The sequence below is a fragment of the Latilactobacillus parasakei genome (assembly GCF_049674265.1).
Lineage (GTDB): Bacteria > Bacillota > Bacilli > Lactobacillales > Lactobacillaceae > Latilactobacillus > Latilactobacillus sakei.
This window is the reverse complement of sequence record NZ_CP186861.1, coordinates 979,707-995,144: the sequence shown is the minus strand read 5'-3', so window position 1 is coordinate 995,144 and position 15,438 is coordinate 979,707. Positions and strand designations below refer to the sequence as shown.

Below are 15,438 nucleotides of genomic sequence, written 5' to 3'. Positions count from 1 at the left end.
GAAGGCGTGCTGTGAATAAATTGCAGAAATAAAAACTTTTTTTATAGGGGGGATAGAATGGCAGGCAGAAAGCCAAAATTAACAACAGATAAAAATGACAGGAAAGACCAACGCAATCGAACTGCTGAGTTGATTGAAAATCAAAGTGGTTTTAGGCAGTTGCAAAAATCCCCACCTAAGTACCTAGAAGGTAAAGCCGCTTGGATGTATAAAACAATTTATAGTGAGTTGGAGCACAGTGGACAACTTGAAGTGATTAAGCAGCTAGATTTAAATTTAGTATCTGTTTTTTGCATTAACTATGAATTGCTGAGGACGGCCTATGATGACGTTAGGGAGAATGGACAAACAAAAATGGCTTTTAAAACCGTTGTTAATCCTGTAACTGGGGATGTTATTGCACATGATTTTACAGGATTTAAGCAGAATCCTAATGTGAAAATAATTGATATGGCGACAAAAAATATTAAAGCCTTATCAATTGAATTGGGGTTTAGCCCGACAAGTCGCGCTACCCTGATGAAAGTTATTAAACCCGATAAAGAAGGGGCATCTATGGAAGAAATAGCAAAGATGTTTGGAGGAAAACAAAGTGAAGGTTAGCGATTTTAGTATTCGTAAATACATTTATTTGAAAGATAGGTATAAAGATGCGGGAACCAAGTATTGTTTTGATATACTAACTGAAAAAATCATAGCAGGTAAGTTGATTAAGTTAGCTTGTTTGCGTCACTTAAATGATTTAATTCGCTCAGAAAAAAATACTGATGATTTCCCATTTTTTTATTCAGTAGATATTGCACAAGGAATCATTAATTTTGCTGAGGTTGTCCCAGATGTGACTACCAATAAGCCTCTTACTTTAGCCTCGTTTCAGAAGTTTATTTATGTAATGGAGATGGCTTGGCGCAAACGTGGAACCAACGGAATGCGCTTTAAGCGTAGTTATATATCAATGTCACGGACAAACAGTAAGACTCAAATTGCTAGTACGTTAGCAGATTATAATTTCTTATTAGGGACACCAGCTTATTCTAGAGAAATTGTAATTAGTTCCAATACAACTTCTCAAATTGAGCAATTATATAATTATGTTTCGTTAACGTTAGATTATCTTTTAAACTCGCGCTATTTCGGTGCTTGGAAAAATGAGGTTATTATTAATAGTGAACGGGCATATATGCCTAAAACAAAAACACGTTTATTCAAACTATCGGCCGATAGTAAACGTGGTGGGGATAGTAGTCATCCGACGTTGGCAATTTTTGACGAATACCATTTACAGACAACAACGGATTTTGTGGATTCATTGAGTTCTGGGAATGTTCAGAACTCGGATGCAACTCTAATTATCATTTCAACAGCGGGTAATAATCCTAATGTACCAATGTTCAAAGATTATAAGGCATACACAAAAATGATAGTTAATGATGATGATCGTAAGTTAGATGATGTTTTATTTCTTTGTTGGGAACAAGATAATGATGATGAAGTATGGGAACCAGATACTTGGATAAAATCTAATCCATTATTAGAAGTTGAAGCAATTCACGATAAATTAATGGATGGATTACTATCAGAGCGAGATAGCCAGGCATCACAAGGTAGCTTATCTAAATTTTTAACTAAGAATATGAATCGGTGGCAAAATTCTAAAGATGGCGCCTATCTTGATTTAAGTATTATCCAGAAATCAATTATCAAGCACGGTGATTTTAATATTGATCATCGGGATGTTTATATTGGATTTGACGCAAGTTTAGCATCGGATGATAATGCCATAGCGTTTGCGTTTCCGTATATGGATGGAGAGCGACAGAAGTGGCATTTATACCAGCACTCATTTATTCCTACCAAAGTTGCTGGTGGTATTCAAGCTAAGGTGGAACAAGATGGACTAGACTACGTTTCTTTTGAAGAACAAGGTTGGTGTGACATCACTAAAGATAGATTTGGGATGATTAATCAAGATGAAGTCTATGAATGGTTGCTAACTTTTGTTGAAAAACATGATTTAAACGTTAAAGCGATGCTCTATGATGCATGGGGTACTGGCCGCTTTATTAGGCGACTAGATGAAAATAGAGAAAATTGGTTATTGATTCCTGTTAGACAAGGGACACACAGTCTTTCAGAACCAACTAAATTCTTACGGGATATGTTTACGGCTGAAAATGTGACTATGTTTGATGATGGATTGATGCAAGCAGCATTTACAAATGCTGTTTTGAAATCTGATAATAATGGGATTCAAGTGGATAAAAATAAAGCAACCCAAAAAATTGATATTGTTGATGCAATGATAGATGCAGTGTATGAAGGGATGAATTATTTTGATGATTGGTCTAATGCGCCGGAGGAGAAAACAAAGTCTCCATTTGGCAATATGAGTAGTGATGAAATTAATGATTATTTCAAAAAAGATTTTAGCTTCTAAAAACTCACCACTCAAAACGATATAGGTAGTGAGAAAGTCAATTCAATTAGAATTGGCTTTTTAATTTAACTAAAAAGGGGTGATTGTATGTTAAAAGCAAAATTAACAAAGCTGTTAAGTGCGATTGTGACTAATATGGTATTTGTTGTTTTGATCCCGTCATTAGCAGCTATTGATTATGGTGTATTTCAATTTAATGAAGGGCTGGGATTTATTGTCCTTGGTATTATCGGCGTGATATTTGCTTGGCTAATCGCCCCTGATGAGGTGGTGAGCTAATGAATCCATTTAATGCGCTGGGTAAGTTGAATCAGACACGTTCCAGAATATTACCGAGTACATCAAGTCCAGTGATGATAAGTGGCGGTCGTATTATTGCTAATTCAACGCTAGGCGCGGCTACCGTGCTTAATAATTCGGATTTGTTTGCAGTTATTAATTTAATTAGTAGTGACGTTTCAGGTAGTCTGTTTACAACTGGAAATGAGAAGAATCTAACAGTTCTAAATAACCCAAGTGATTTGATTAACCCGTTTAATTTCTGGCAATCTGTCTATGCACAGCTTTTAATCCATGGGAATGCATATGTGATTAATTGGGGCGATAGATTAGAGTTGGTGCCTAGTCAAAATGTGACTGTGGTACTGGAAGATAACGCGGCAGGATTAACTTATAAAATATGGTTTACAGATGAACGACCAGATCAACCTTTTAGAAGTGACCAAATATTTCATTTTAGGTTAATGCCAATAGGTGAGGATGATAATAATCAATATATCGGAGTTAGCCCGCTACGTAGCCTTTTAAATGAGATTAATATTCAAGAGTTTAGCAATAAATTGACCTTATCAACACTTAAGAATGCAATCAACCCCGGCATTACTTTAACTATTCCGGAAGGGATTATAGATAAAGATGCTAAAGATACTATTAGAACAGAGTTCGAGAATCAGAACTCTGGAGAAAATAGCGGTCGAGCGATTGTTCTTGATCAAGGGATTGAATTAAAAACAATCCAGATTAATTCTGATGTTGCTAATTTCTTAAAAAACTTTGATTTTGGTAAAACACAAATTGCCAAGGCGTTTGGTATTCCGGAATCGTATTTAAACGGTCAAGGCGACCAGCAATCCAGTTTGGAAATGTCAAAAAGTTTATATGCTAATTCCTTACAGCGTTATATTAAACCGATTGAATCAGAGTTATCGGCTAAATTAGGTGATGATATTAAACTGGATATTAGGGATGCAGTTGATGCGACTAAAGAACAATTTACGAATATTTTAATTAAGTTAGCAACTAGTAAGGGTTCCGATTTATCGGCTTCGGCCACTTTGGACATATTAAAGGAAAATGGGGTGATTTAATGAATAATACAAATATGCGTACTGTAACCGGTAATATTCGGGCGTTACCGCAAGATGATAACCAGTCTATGATTGTGGAGGGCTATGCGGCAATATTCAATGAGCCATCGCAACCGATGCCTTTTATTGAATACATTGAACCTAATGCGCTGCAAGGTGCAGATTTAAGCAATGTATTGGCGCTATATGATCATGAATTTGGCAATATCCTAGGTAGAACAGACTCAGATACATTGACGTTAAAAGTTGATGATAAGGGCCTGTTTTTTAGTTGCCAGCTACCCGATACACAACTTGGTCATGATACTTATCAAAATGTGGCGAATGGCAACATTAAAGGTTGCTCATTTCGGTTTGATATTGATGACGATATTTATTCTCTTGATGATAACGGTAATCAGATTCATACGATTAAGAAAATTAGTAATGTGACTGAAATCAGTTTAACCACGTTACCGGCATATACAGAAACAAGCGTTCAGGTAAAACGCTCGCTAGACTTACTAAAAGGAGAGAACAACATGAATAATGATGAAGAAGCAAAGAAACAATTTGAATTGTTTAAAGAATGGTTGGCTAAACAACAATCATCTGATGAAGGTGGAACTGATAACGGGACGGATAATCCAGATCCCAGTGGGAAAGATACAAGTAAAAAAGATAAGAAACCGACTCCACCAACACCACCGGCGCAACCCGCTGGAAATGCTCGTGATGGTGATGAAGGTGATGAACCTGAAATTCGGGAAGATCCAACGAAAGAAAAGGGGGCGCAACGTAGTATGGCGCATGTAATTCAACAAGGAAACTCAAGTAAACAACCACGAAAAGATGAAACAGTACGTTCGTTTGAAGATTATGTCCGTTCTCGTGGTGAAAAGCGTGATGGAGTAACAACGATTGGCAATCAAGCGGTTATCCCAACTCAAATTTTACAACCATTAAAAGAAAAAATTTCGCCTAATCTATTGAAGAATTATGTTAATCGTCAAACGGTATCTGCGCCCAAGGGGACGTTGCCGGTTATTAAAAAGGCTAGTGCGGGGTTAACAACCAAAGCAGAACTAGAAGCCAATCCTGATATGGAAATGGGAATTATTGGGGTCGATTATTCGGTTGAAACGTATGCAGGCGCAATCCCCATTTCTCAAGAAATGATGGATGATTCTGCGGTTGATATTGGTGGTATCGTTGGGCAACACGCGCAAGATTTATCAGATATTACTGAACAACGAAAAATCGGGGCAGCTTTAACAACTGCCACAAAAGTTCTAACTGTTAAAAATGCAGATGATTTGAAAACGGCATTTAATAAAATGGTTCCATCAGGTTACGACAAAATTTGGGTGATGTCTCTATCATTCTATGATTATGTAGATAAATTAAAAGATAAAAATGGTCGATACTTATTCCAAGATTCATTAAGTTCTCCATCAGGAAAAGCGTTGAGTGGTAAAGATGTTTTACCCGTTGATGATGATATTTTAGGTAAGGAAGGCGAAGCTCATGGTTTCGTTGGGGATCTTTATTCGTTCGTTCTCGATGCAGTAAAGAAAGAAACGTCAGTTAAATGGCAAGATAATGACTTATGGGCACAAAAATTGGCCGTATATTTAAGAATGAACGTAAAAAAAGCAATTGATGAAGCTGGCGTTTTCTTAACTTGGGATGCCACACCAGAAACTGGCGGGGAAGAAACGGGAAAAGTCTCAAGTGAAAAAGCGGATTTGAAAGACACTACGGTCAAAAAAGGCGAAGTGGATAACGAAGATGAAGTGAAGGAAAACAAAAAAGGTAGCAACTAATTAGATAATCAGTCGCCTGGTTAAATAAACAGTAGCGTTATGTGGCGGCCGTTAAGGAGGATAATATGACCGAGGTAAAATTATCTGATGAACTCAATATTGATCAGCAAAGTGAAGATGTTACAACGATTAATGAGCTAGTAAGTGATGCTGAGTTAATTATTCAGAATTCGGTTGATCATACTATCGCGTTGGAACAATATCGTAAGAATGTCATTTTCAATCGCGCTGCTAAGACTCTAGCCACTCAACTGTATTATGACCGTGAGCTATCGGATGGGATGTCAAAGGGATTACAGATGATGATCAATCATTTAAAAGGGATGAAGCTTGATGCAAAAACAAGTTAGATATTCACCATCTGATTTTAATAAGGTTTTTTGGTTTGGTGCGTTTGAATCTAAGGTTAACCCTAATACTGGTGTAAGTATTCCAGCGTTCGTTGAAAAAGAAAAAATGCATTATAAAGCGCAGCGTAAAACGGTCACGCAACGTTATGCGCTGATCGGTAGCGATTTAGAAAATACAAGTATCATTGTTATTCGACATTCTAAATTATCTGATACGTATCAGTATTTAAGAATTGGGAACAAGACCTATAAAATTATTGATTATTCAATTGACGATTCTAATCATTATATGACCTATGATTTTTTAACGATTAAGGAATCTAAGGGGGTTAATTGATGACTGGATTAGATGATGTTTTAAATGGTTGGTTGAAAGATGTTGAATCTGCACAGAAATTATCAATTGCAGAACAAGCCAAAATAACAAAAGCTGGGGCGGATGTGCTGCAAAAGAAAATAGCGGATGAAACAAAAAGTAAGCATTATTCAAAGAAAAAACGTCCTGTTAATGGTCATATGGCCGATAGTGTCATTGTGCTTAACACTGACATTGACGGTGCGAAAACGGGCGTTAGTACCGTCGGTTTTGATAAGTACCATGCTGGGAATGCAAGGCGCTTAAATGACGGCACAAAACGGATTAAAGCTGATCACTTTATTGATAATGCGCGGGATTCAGCGACAGATGCGGTGATGGATGCAGAGTCTAAAACTTATCGAGAAATATTAAAACAGAAAGGACTAACGTGATGTTATCTGTTTTAGCAGTTAAGAAAATTCTAAATGATAGTGAATTAAAGCTTGATGGTATTTTTACGGAAAACTTACCAGAGGAGCGGATTGACCGAGACGACTTAACGGATGTGTTAATTAGTCGTGTACGGAATTCACCAACGAGTTTTGGGAATAACGATTTTAATCAGATTGATAATATGGTCTCAGTTCAGATTTTTTATAGTAAAAACTTTGATGAGAATATTGAAAATTTTGAAATTAAAATCATGAAGTTAATGCTGGCTAACGACTGGTATGTCAATGATAATAAATCACCTTATACAGACCCTGACACTAAACAAGTGATTAAGGTCTTTTTATTTAGTAAAACTGAGGATATTTAGAGGAGGAATAGAATATGGCAATTGTAGGTTTAACGATGGTACGGATTGCGCAGGTTGACCCGTTGACACAAGCAATCGTGTCTAAAGAAAACAGTGTTTTAGGCACAGATGTACTGGAAATTGACGAAAAGTTCTTTGGTACTAAAACGGCTAATATTACAGGAATTGAAGGATCATTAACTAAAGTATTTGGAAATAATACGCAACAGGATGTTATGGTTGGTGGTGCCTCTCCTGCAATCGCACTAGATATTAATAACTTAGGGTTTAAAATTAGCCAAGGATTAATTGGTAGATTACCGGATGGAAAAGGTGGTTTTGTATCTGATGGGTCAAAACCGCATTTTGCCGTGTCTGTTGAATCGGAAACTTTGGATAGAAAAGAATCTGTATTCTTCAATTTTGGAAATGGCGTATTTACAGCACCGACACAAAATGTTGGTACGGATACTGAAAATCAAACTCGTGAAGATGATAATTTAACTTTTACCGCTCTTACAACTAAAGCGTTTGGCAAAGAAGCTTATAAAACTTATTACACTGGTGAAGAAGGTTTTGATATGGCCCACATGTATGAAGAGACATTTGGTGGTTATAAATTAGAAACTGGATCAGTAACACCACCAGAACAAGGAGGAGATGGTAAATAATGGTTAAAATCAATGTTAATAAGGAACTGGGTATTAAAGTACCTTTTGATGTTAAACGTTCTAATAAGAGGGTTGAAGAGGCTTATACATTTCAATTGGAAGCTGCTCGCTTTGAAAAGGGTGTGGAAGAATTCAATGAAAAAATGCAAACTATGAGTAAGACGGAATCAGATAAAGAATCAGATGATGATTCGGACAATCAGGATGAAAAAATGGCGGAGGAACTTTTAAAGAATTTTGAAGTTCAGCGTGATTACGTTAGAAAAGTCCAAGAGTATATTACTGATACATTGAAGTTAACTAAAAAGCAAAAAGAGACACTTGGTGATATGGAAGTTGGTGAAACTAACATGTTAGCGGCCAAGATTTGTGCAATTATTATGGGAGCTGAACGAAGCGATATCGAGGATGATACAGCCCCGGAAGAATAAGCCCCGCTCAGCGAGTGTTTGAACTTGAAAATATAATCGAAGACTTGCATACCGTTGAAAAAGGGGTATTGATGAATTTGCATTGGGATTTAGATCAATATGATGATGCTGAGTTTGATCGTATGAATACCGTATTCGGTGCAAAAGATAAAAAAGATAGAGTGGTTGACCCACTTAGTCTTATCGGTAAAGGGTAGCTACCAACTTGGGTAGTTACCCTTTTTTTATTGAAAAGGGGGAATTATAATGGCCAAAAAAGTTAGTGCGGTCATGGCTACTCAAGTTGCTTTAGATACACTTAGTTCGGTTAATTCTATGAAAGACTTAACCAGTGCCGTTAAAGTGGCCACCGGCGCCTGGAAGTCACAAGAGACACTGCTAAAATCCACTGGGGAATACTTAAAAGCTAGCGAGGCCCGCTACAACGGATTAGGAGAGGCTATCAGCCGTCAAAAAGATAAGGTTGAAGCGTTAAAGGCTAAACAATCAGGATTGAATGTGGAGACCAAAGAGGGTGCTCAGACCTACCTTAAATATCAACAAGATATCGATAAAGCGACTACTCAACTAAATGCAATGACAACTCAGCAGCAACGCGCCAAACAGTCAATGGATTTACAAAAAAGTGGCATCATCAGTCTTAATCAAGAACTTAAAAATGGTGATTCGGTTACAAAGTCATATGTTGAGCGCTTAAAGGCGGAAGGTAAAGAGACTGAAGCAGTTAAGGCTAAACAGACCGGATTGCGTGAGTCGCTATCTAAACAGCAAGAATTGTATAAAAAACAAGTCGAAGTATTGGAACAGGTTGCCACTAGGTCTGGTAAGACCAGCGATGAGTATCAAAAACAGCAGGTGCGGGTTAATGAGTTAGGTACTAAAATTGCACACACTAAAACCGAGATGAAAGAGCTTGATACTCAATTAGGCAAAAAGCCCACGTTTGGACTTAGTGCCATTAAAAATCAGTTAGGGTCTGTTAATGATAAAGCTGAAAAAACGAGTCACTTATTCGCTAAGTTAGTGGGAGTTCACTTAGTTGCCGATGGGATAACGAATGGCTTGGCGTCTATTCAAGCGCATCTACATGATGTTATTGAAGAAGGTTCTGAGTACGTAAAAAAGCAACAAGAAATGGGTGCCACTTGGAATACATTAACGGGGTCTGCTGAAAAAGGTAATGCAATGGTTGCGATGGGTAACAAATTATCCGTTGCATTTGGTAACAACATTGAGGTTGTTGATGAATTAAATCAGCAATTCTATCACGTTTTGAACAATCAACCGGCAACTGAAAAGCTAACTGCTAGCGTATTAACCATGGGTGATGCCGTGGGTATGAGTTCTGAAAATCTTAAAAATTTGGGACTTAATTTCACCCATATGATGAGTTCAACGCTGCTGCAAGTTGGGGATTTTAACCATATTACTGATGCCTTACCAATGTATGGTGAGGAATTACTTAAGTATGAACAAAAAGTTCAAAAAAATAGTAAGTTGACGATGAAAACGTTACGTGATCAGATGTCAGCTGGTAAAATCAGCGCTAAAGATGCACAGGCTGTCATGGAGGAACTTGGGGATAAGTATAAAGATGCCTCTGAAAATCTGATGAAGACGATTCCCGGGATGGAACGGGTTATTACGTCACGTATGCCCGCAATTATTGGTGCAATTGAAAAACCGATTATGGGAATGAAAAACCCAGTGCTGGGTGCAATTTCGAAGTGGGTTTCTGATAGTAATACTGAAAAAGAATTCGGAAAAGTCGGTGATGCTGCAACTAAAGGGCTACAGACGATTACCAAGGCGTTCACTAAAGTTTTTGATATTAAGGACGGCACCAAGTTCATGGACGATGGTGTTAATAGCTTAGCTGATGGTATTACTCGTGCTAGTGAATCAATCGCCAAACATGCACCAGACATTGTGTCATTCTTTAAATCGACAAAAGAGGCTGGTGGGACTAGTTTTACAATTTTTGTCCAAACTTTACAAGATTTAGAACCCGTCCTTAAAATTGTTGGTGGATTTGCCAAGGAAAATCCTAAATTGTTTGCTGAAATGGCGGCCGGAATGTTAATTGCTAATAAAGCGACGCAAGGACTTAATTTAGCGTTTAGCGGACTTGGTACTGTCTTTAAATTATCGAGTGGCATTTTCAGCACCATTAAATTTCCGTTTGATCAGATTAGCAAGATGAGTAAAGAGGGGACTAAGGCTAATAAAGTATTAGGTGGTATGAAAACAACTTTTTCAACTTTAGGTTCTGTCTTTAAAACAGTTGGTTCAGGAATCGGAGCCGCTACTAAATTTGCATTCTCTAGTGTCGTTAATCAAGCTAAGTTAATGGGGAGAGGTTTGGCGGCAGTTGGTAAAGCCGGAGGTAAGGCTCTGAAATTTACGGCCAAACTGGGTTGGTCAGCGGTTAAAGGTGGTTCTAAACTTTTAGGTAAAACACTATTGGGGACTGCTAAAATCGGGGCTAAGGCGCTTAAATTCACTGCTAAGTTAACATGGAAAGCCGTTAAGTCTGGTTCTAAGCTGCTAGGAAAAGCCTTAGTGACAACTGGAAAAGCCGGAATGAAGGCGCTCAAGTTTACGGCTAAAATTAGTGTTAAGGCCGCTCAACTGGCTCTTAAAGGTTTGCTTAAATCAGCGCAATTAACGGGTAAGGGCCTTAAACTAGCTTTCTCATTTGCAAAAGCTAATCCGTTTTTTGCAATCACTGCTGCGATTGTTGCGGTAGTTGCTGGTCTTGTAGCGTTGTACAAACATAATAAAAAATTCCGAGATTTCGTAAATGGAATTGTTAAATCAGCAACATCAATGGCCAAGAATGTTGCAAAATGGTTTACTACCATGTGGAAAGACTCAGTTAAAATTTTTAACAACATGTTTAAATTCATTAAGCCTATTTTTAGCAACGGTTTTAATGTCATTCAAAATTATGGCAAGGTTTTTAAGGATCTATTCTCAGGCAATTGGAAGAATTTAGACAAGGATGTCCGTGGGGTTATTAACTCGCTTATTAAGTTTTGGAAGTCGGCTTTTACAGGGGTCTTTAATTTTGTTAATAAGTTAACTGGTGGCCGCTTAGGCGATATGGTTAATACTTTTAAATCTTATTTTGGGAAACTTGGTGGGATTGTCTCCGGTGCAATTAATGGTGTTAAAAAAGGTGCCGTTGGGATTGCACGTGGTGTTATTACGCCAGTTAATAAGATGTTAGAAGGCCTTAAGACAGGGCTTAACTGGGTGCTCTCTAAAGTTGGTGCTGGGACGATTAAAGCCAGTTGGAGCGTTCCTTTACCGGCTTATGCCAAAGGGACGCGTGGCGCTCATCCGGGCGGTTTGGCGCTAGTCAACGACTCACCAACTTCTAAATATCGCGAAATGTATCACTTGCCAAATGGCCAGTTTGGGATATTCCCTAAAAAGCGGAATATGATTGTGCCGTTACCAAAGGGCGCTGAGGTGTTAGATGGTGATTCAAGTCATCAATTAGCCTCAATGATGGGACTTCCAATGTATAAAAACGGTATTGGCTCATTCTTTAGCGGTATGTGGGATAAGGCGAAAGATATTGCTGAAGAAGCAGAAAATATCATTGCTCATCCTATTAAATTTATGGAATCGGTATTTACTAAGTTTGTAGGTAATTCAAGTAAAGGATTTGCGGGGGATATTATTACTGGATTCCCCAAAAACGTTGCAAGTGGTGCTGTGAACTGGGTTAAAAAGTTATTTGACGGATTGGGCGGAAGCGCCGACAATCCGGGTGGCGCTGGTGTTAATCGCTGGAAGAGCACTATTAAAAAAGCTGCTAGAAAGATGAAAATTAACCTTTCTAGCGCTGGAATGAGTGCTGTTTTAAAAAGAATTGCACAGGAATCAAATGGTAATCCAACTATTTCAAACAACTGGGATTCAAATGCCAAAGCCGGAACGCCATCTAAGGGATTACTTCAATACATCCAACCAACTTTAAGTGCCTGGGTACCTAAAGGGGTTAAACCTGATTTAGGTAGTGGCTATGCACAATTAGTGGCGCTGTTTAATGATTCTAACTGGTTACGGGATATTTCTGTATCTGGTGGTTGGGGACCAACTGGTCATAAGCGAATGGCTAATGGCGGTTTGATTACTAGAAATCAAATGATTGAGGTCGCAGAACAGAATAAACCGGAGATGGTTATTCCGCTAGATTCAATGAAGCGCAGTCGTAGCTGGCAACTAGTTGGCGAGGTTGTTAGTCGTCTTGTCGCTGATGATCCATCTATGGGTAAAAAATCAACCACTCACGACGATAAAGGTAATGAAGAACTCAAACAGTTAAACGCTAAGTTTGACATGTTACTTCAAATGTTTTCTAAATTATTGGGATTAACGGCTGAACAAATTGAAGCAATTAAAGCCGGTGCCTTTAATAAAAATGAACAGTATAAGCAACAAGCGCTTGATCAGATTCTAAGAGATACGCAATCAATATAAAACGAGGTGATTAAATGGACTGGCAACCAGCAACACAACCAAAATTATTAATTAAATGGGGGTCAGCCCCTGAGATTGATATTTCCGAGCAGATTCAGGGGCTAACTTTCTTAGGAGATGATAATAATCCAGAAATAACCAATAACTATCAAACGAACGTGCCAACGGACGGTTCATTGTTAATGAGTCAAAGTTATGATAAAAGCGTGATTAACGCTAATTTCTGGTTACATTTTGGCGATTATTATGATTTAAAATTAGCGAAACACGATATATACCGCATTTTTAATCAAAAGGGGTATTTCAGGATTAGAACTGATGCTGAAATGGGAATTGTTAAATTTGCGACTGCTGCTAAGTTTGAAATTAAACCAATTGAAGATGGCGCACACGATGCGCTTTTTACAATCCCGTTTGAGAATCCAAGCGGCTATAAATACTCTTTAGCTCGTTCAGATAATTTATATAATTATGATAGTGAGTTATGGCAAGTGGGGATGAATTTGCCAAATGGCGAAGATTTAAATTATCAGTTTAAAAATAATCGCTTTAAGGTATATAATGCATCGGATATTCCGATTGATCCTTACTTTCAGAAGCATGATTTAAAAATCATTAGTCATTTTAGCGGTAGCAGTTTGAAAATTACCAACTTAACCAACGGTAGTAGCTGGCAATATCAAAAGCCCGCAACTGCTAGTGATTCGATTATTTTAGATGGTGTCAGAACAACATTGAATGGCCAACCCGCCAGCGTTAATACTGATTTTGGTAATTTAACGCTTGAGGTTGGGTGGAATGATATTGCGGTTGAGGGTGCGACTGCGATGGATATTACTTTTAGCTTTCCTTTTATCTATCTTGAATAAGGTACTAGTTAAAGGCTTGCACAGCACCCTGAAGGAGCCTTTAAATTGCATATTATGGAATACATTTGAATCAGATTGGGAATTGAACGCGACTTATCAACTTCAATTCACTTGCTATGATGATCGGTCAGTTAGTTATTCACTAATTGATTCAGAAAGCAGCATATTTTTTGAGGGACAAGAATATATTGTTAAGCAGTGTTTGCCGGATTTCAGTGGTGGTATTGAGATAAAGCAAGTTGTTGCGATTCACGTCTATAACGAAGTTCAACGGGTTAGACAGTATAAGGTTAAGACAGGAACGCTTACCTACTCGGTTAGTGACGTTCTGTCTTTTTATTTATCGGATAATGCTATGGGGTTTAGTTATTCAGTGATTGGAAACTTTGCTAAAGCACAGTTAACTGATTTGGGTAACGAGAGCGGTAAGGACATGTTATCTAAAATTATCAGCACATGGCCGGAAGCGGTGATATTTCCAGATAATAAAAAGATTAACGTCTATTCACTAGCGGCGTTCACTAAGAACTACGGCGCTAGGATTGATTATTTACGGGATACCACTGAAATTAAATTAACTTATGATTCGACCAGTATCGTTAATCAAGTAAAGGTATTCGGTAAAACAAAAGATTCCGATAATGAAAACTCAGACGTAGAGGAATATTATTTCCCGCCGCATTTTGTAACGAATCAAGAATCGGTTAATAAGTGGGGACTCCATCAAGGTGAGGATATTTCAGATGAACGGTTTACGGATTCGGCCGCTATTGATAAATACGCATTAACGCAATTAACACCGGAACCGTCTCTAACGATTGATGCTACTTATAGCGCGTCGGATAAGCCAATCGCTGGGGAACAACGTCGTCTAGAGATTCGCAAGACTGGTTATGTGACTAATGTCCAAGTAATGGCCTATGTCTGGTATCCATTTGATAAAACGCAGCCAACGCAATTAACACTAAATAATACAGCTAAGACAATTCTTGATTATCAGAAAAACACTAATAATCAATTAAATAAGGCCATCGCTGATCAAAAAAAATTAAGCAATGGTATTTTAGCAGCTAAACAAACCGCATCCAAAGCGTTTAATTCACGTTTAACCGGGCTGCCGGTAGTTAACCCTAAGTGTATACAACGGGATGCGACACTACCAGCATTCACATTGATGGTTCCGGATGATAACGCCGAGATGGGTTTAGCGAAGGGCCAAACGTTCCATGTTACAACCAGAGTGGATTTAGTCGAGGGTTTAGATCAGTTTATAAATTTTAAACCTTTTGATAAATCTTTGGGGGCTTTTGGCGACTCAATAACTTTTGGAGCAACCATAACCCGCCCTTATCACTATTGGGTTGGAAAGAAATTAAATTATAACAATGTGAATAACTATGGTGTTTCAGGTACGCGGATTGCTAAACCAGATGTTAACGGTGAATCAATGTGCACGAGATATGAAAAGTTACCAGATGATTTAAGCGCAGTTGTTTGCTTATTTGGAACAAATGATTTTGGTGTGAGTGACGGTGTGCCGCTAGGTTCTTTTGGCTCGAAAGATTTAACCACATTCTATGGCGCAGCTGGGCAATTAATTAAAGGGCTAAGCTTAAAGTTTATTGGAAAACCGCTATTAATTGTCACGCCCTTACCACGTGCGGGACAAAATATTAAAAATAAGGCTGGCTACGTATTGGGTGATTATGTAAAAGCCTTGATTGAAGTGTGTCAATTCTACACCGTTAATTGCTTAAATTTATACGATTCTATCGGTATTAATCCCGATTCTGATCCTAGCGTGATAACAGATTGGACTCGAGATAGTGATGGCTTGCATCCTAATGAGAAATACCACGAATTGTTAGGTAAGAGAATTGGCAATGAAATGTTAATGATGGTTTAAGCAGGAAGGAG

The 15,438-nt window shown here is 38.0% G+C and carries 15 protein-coding genes; all 15 read left to right on the top strand.

Annotated features, from left to right (window positions below):
• Positions 1–57: 57 nt before the first annotated feature.
• The 15 genes from ACPBEH_RS05090 (at position 58) to ACPBEH_RS05020 (ending at position 15,427) form a co-directional block, all read left to right on the top strand.
• Positions 58–603, top strand: coding sequence for a phage terminase small subunit P27 family (locus ACPBEH_RS05090; protein ID WP_424349949.1), 546 nt, complete (start codon positions 58–60; stop codon positions 601–603).
• Complete coding sequence (locus tag ACPBEH_RS05085; RefSeq protein ID WP_424349948.1) at positions 593–2,437, top strand: terminase large subunit; 1,845 nt, start codon at positions 593–595, stop codon at positions 2,435–2,437. The genes ACPBEH_RS05090 and ACPBEH_RS05085 overlap by 11 nt, the downstream gene beginning before the upstream one ends.
• A gap of 87 nt (positions 2,438–2,524) precedes the next feature.
• Positions 2,525–2,716, top strand: coding sequence for a hypothetical protein (locus tag ACPBEH_RS05080; RefSeq protein WP_424349947.1), 192 nt, complete (start codon positions 2,525–2,527; stop codon positions 2,714–2,716).
• Positions 2,716–3,804, top strand: coding sequence for a phage portal protein (locus ACPBEH_RS05075; protein WP_424349946.1), 1,089 nt, complete (start codon positions 2,716–2,718; stop codon positions 3,802–3,804). Before ACPBEH_RS05080 ends, ACPBEH_RS05075 begins: the two co-directional genes overlap by 1 nt.
• Complete coding sequence (locus ACPBEH_RS05070) at positions 3,804–5,609, top strand: phage major capsid protein (RefSeq protein ID WP_424349945.1); 1,806 nt, start codon at positions 3,804–3,806, stop codon at positions 5,607–5,609. Before ACPBEH_RS05075 ends, ACPBEH_RS05070 begins: the two co-directional genes overlap by 1 nt.
• 65 nt (positions 5,610–5,674) lie before the next feature.
• Complete coding sequence (locus tag ACPBEH_RS05065) at positions 5,675–5,959, top strand: head-tail connector protein (protein WP_424349944.1); 285 nt, start codon at positions 5,675–5,677, stop codon at positions 5,957–5,959.
• Positions 5,943–6,296, top strand: a complete 354-nt coding sequence (locus ACPBEH_RS05060) for a phage head closure protein (protein ID WP_424349943.1) — start codon at positions 5,943–5,945, stop codon at positions 6,294–6,296. Before ACPBEH_RS05065 ends, ACPBEH_RS05060 begins: the two co-directional genes overlap by 17 nt.
• A complete protein-coding gene (locus ACPBEH_RS05055) occupies positions 6,296–6,709 on the top strand; it encodes a phage tail protein (protein ID WP_424349942.1) in 414 nt (137 codons plus the stop codon). The genes ACPBEH_RS05060 and ACPBEH_RS05055 overlap by 1 nt, the downstream gene beginning before the upstream one ends.
• Complete coding sequence (locus tag ACPBEH_RS05050) at positions 6,709–7,077, top strand: DUF806 family protein (protein WP_424349941.1); 369 nt, start codon at positions 6,709–6,711, stop codon at positions 7,075–7,077. The genes ACPBEH_RS05055 and ACPBEH_RS05050 overlap by 1 nt, the downstream gene beginning before the upstream one ends.
• A gap of 14 nt (positions 7,078–7,091) precedes the next feature.
• Positions 7,092–7,727 (top strand): phage tail protein, encoded by a 636-nt coding sequence (locus ACPBEH_RS05045; protein WP_424349940.1) that lies wholly within the window; start codon positions 7,092–7,094, stop codon positions 7,725–7,727.
• The gene (locus tag ACPBEH_RS05040) at positions 7,727–8,158 is read left to right on the top strand and encodes a phage tail tube assembly chaperone (RefSeq protein WP_424349939.1); all 432 of its coding nucleotides are present in this window, start codon (positions 7,727–7,729) and stop codon (positions 8,156–8,158) included. The genes ACPBEH_RS05045 and ACPBEH_RS05040 overlap by 1 nt, the downstream gene beginning before the upstream one ends.
• A 14-nt stretch (positions 8,159–8,172) precedes the next feature.
• On the top strand, positions 8,173–8,355 hold the full coding sequence (locus tag ACPBEH_RS05035; protein WP_424349938.1) for a hypothetical protein: 183 nt from the start codon (positions 8,173–8,175) through the stop codon (positions 8,353–8,355).
• 49 nt (positions 8,356–8,404) lie between these two features.
• Complete coding sequence (locus ACPBEH_RS05030; RefSeq protein ID WP_424349937.1) at positions 8,405–12,652, top strand: tape measure protein; 4,248 nt, start codon at positions 8,405–8,407, stop codon at positions 12,650–12,652.
• A gap of 14 nt (positions 12,653–12,666) precedes the next feature.
• A complete protein-coding gene (locus tag ACPBEH_RS05025) occupies positions 12,667–13,521 on the top strand; it encodes a phage tail domain-containing protein (protein WP_424349936.1) in 855 nt (284 codons plus the stop codon).
• Positions 13,451–15,427, top strand: coding sequence for a phage tail protein (locus tag ACPBEH_RS05020; protein ID WP_424349935.1), 1,977 nt, complete (start codon positions 13,451–13,453; stop codon positions 15,425–15,427). Before ACPBEH_RS05025 ends, ACPBEH_RS05020 begins: the two co-directional genes overlap by 71 nt.
• The last annotated feature ends 11 nt before the right edge of the window (positions 15,428–15,438 follow it).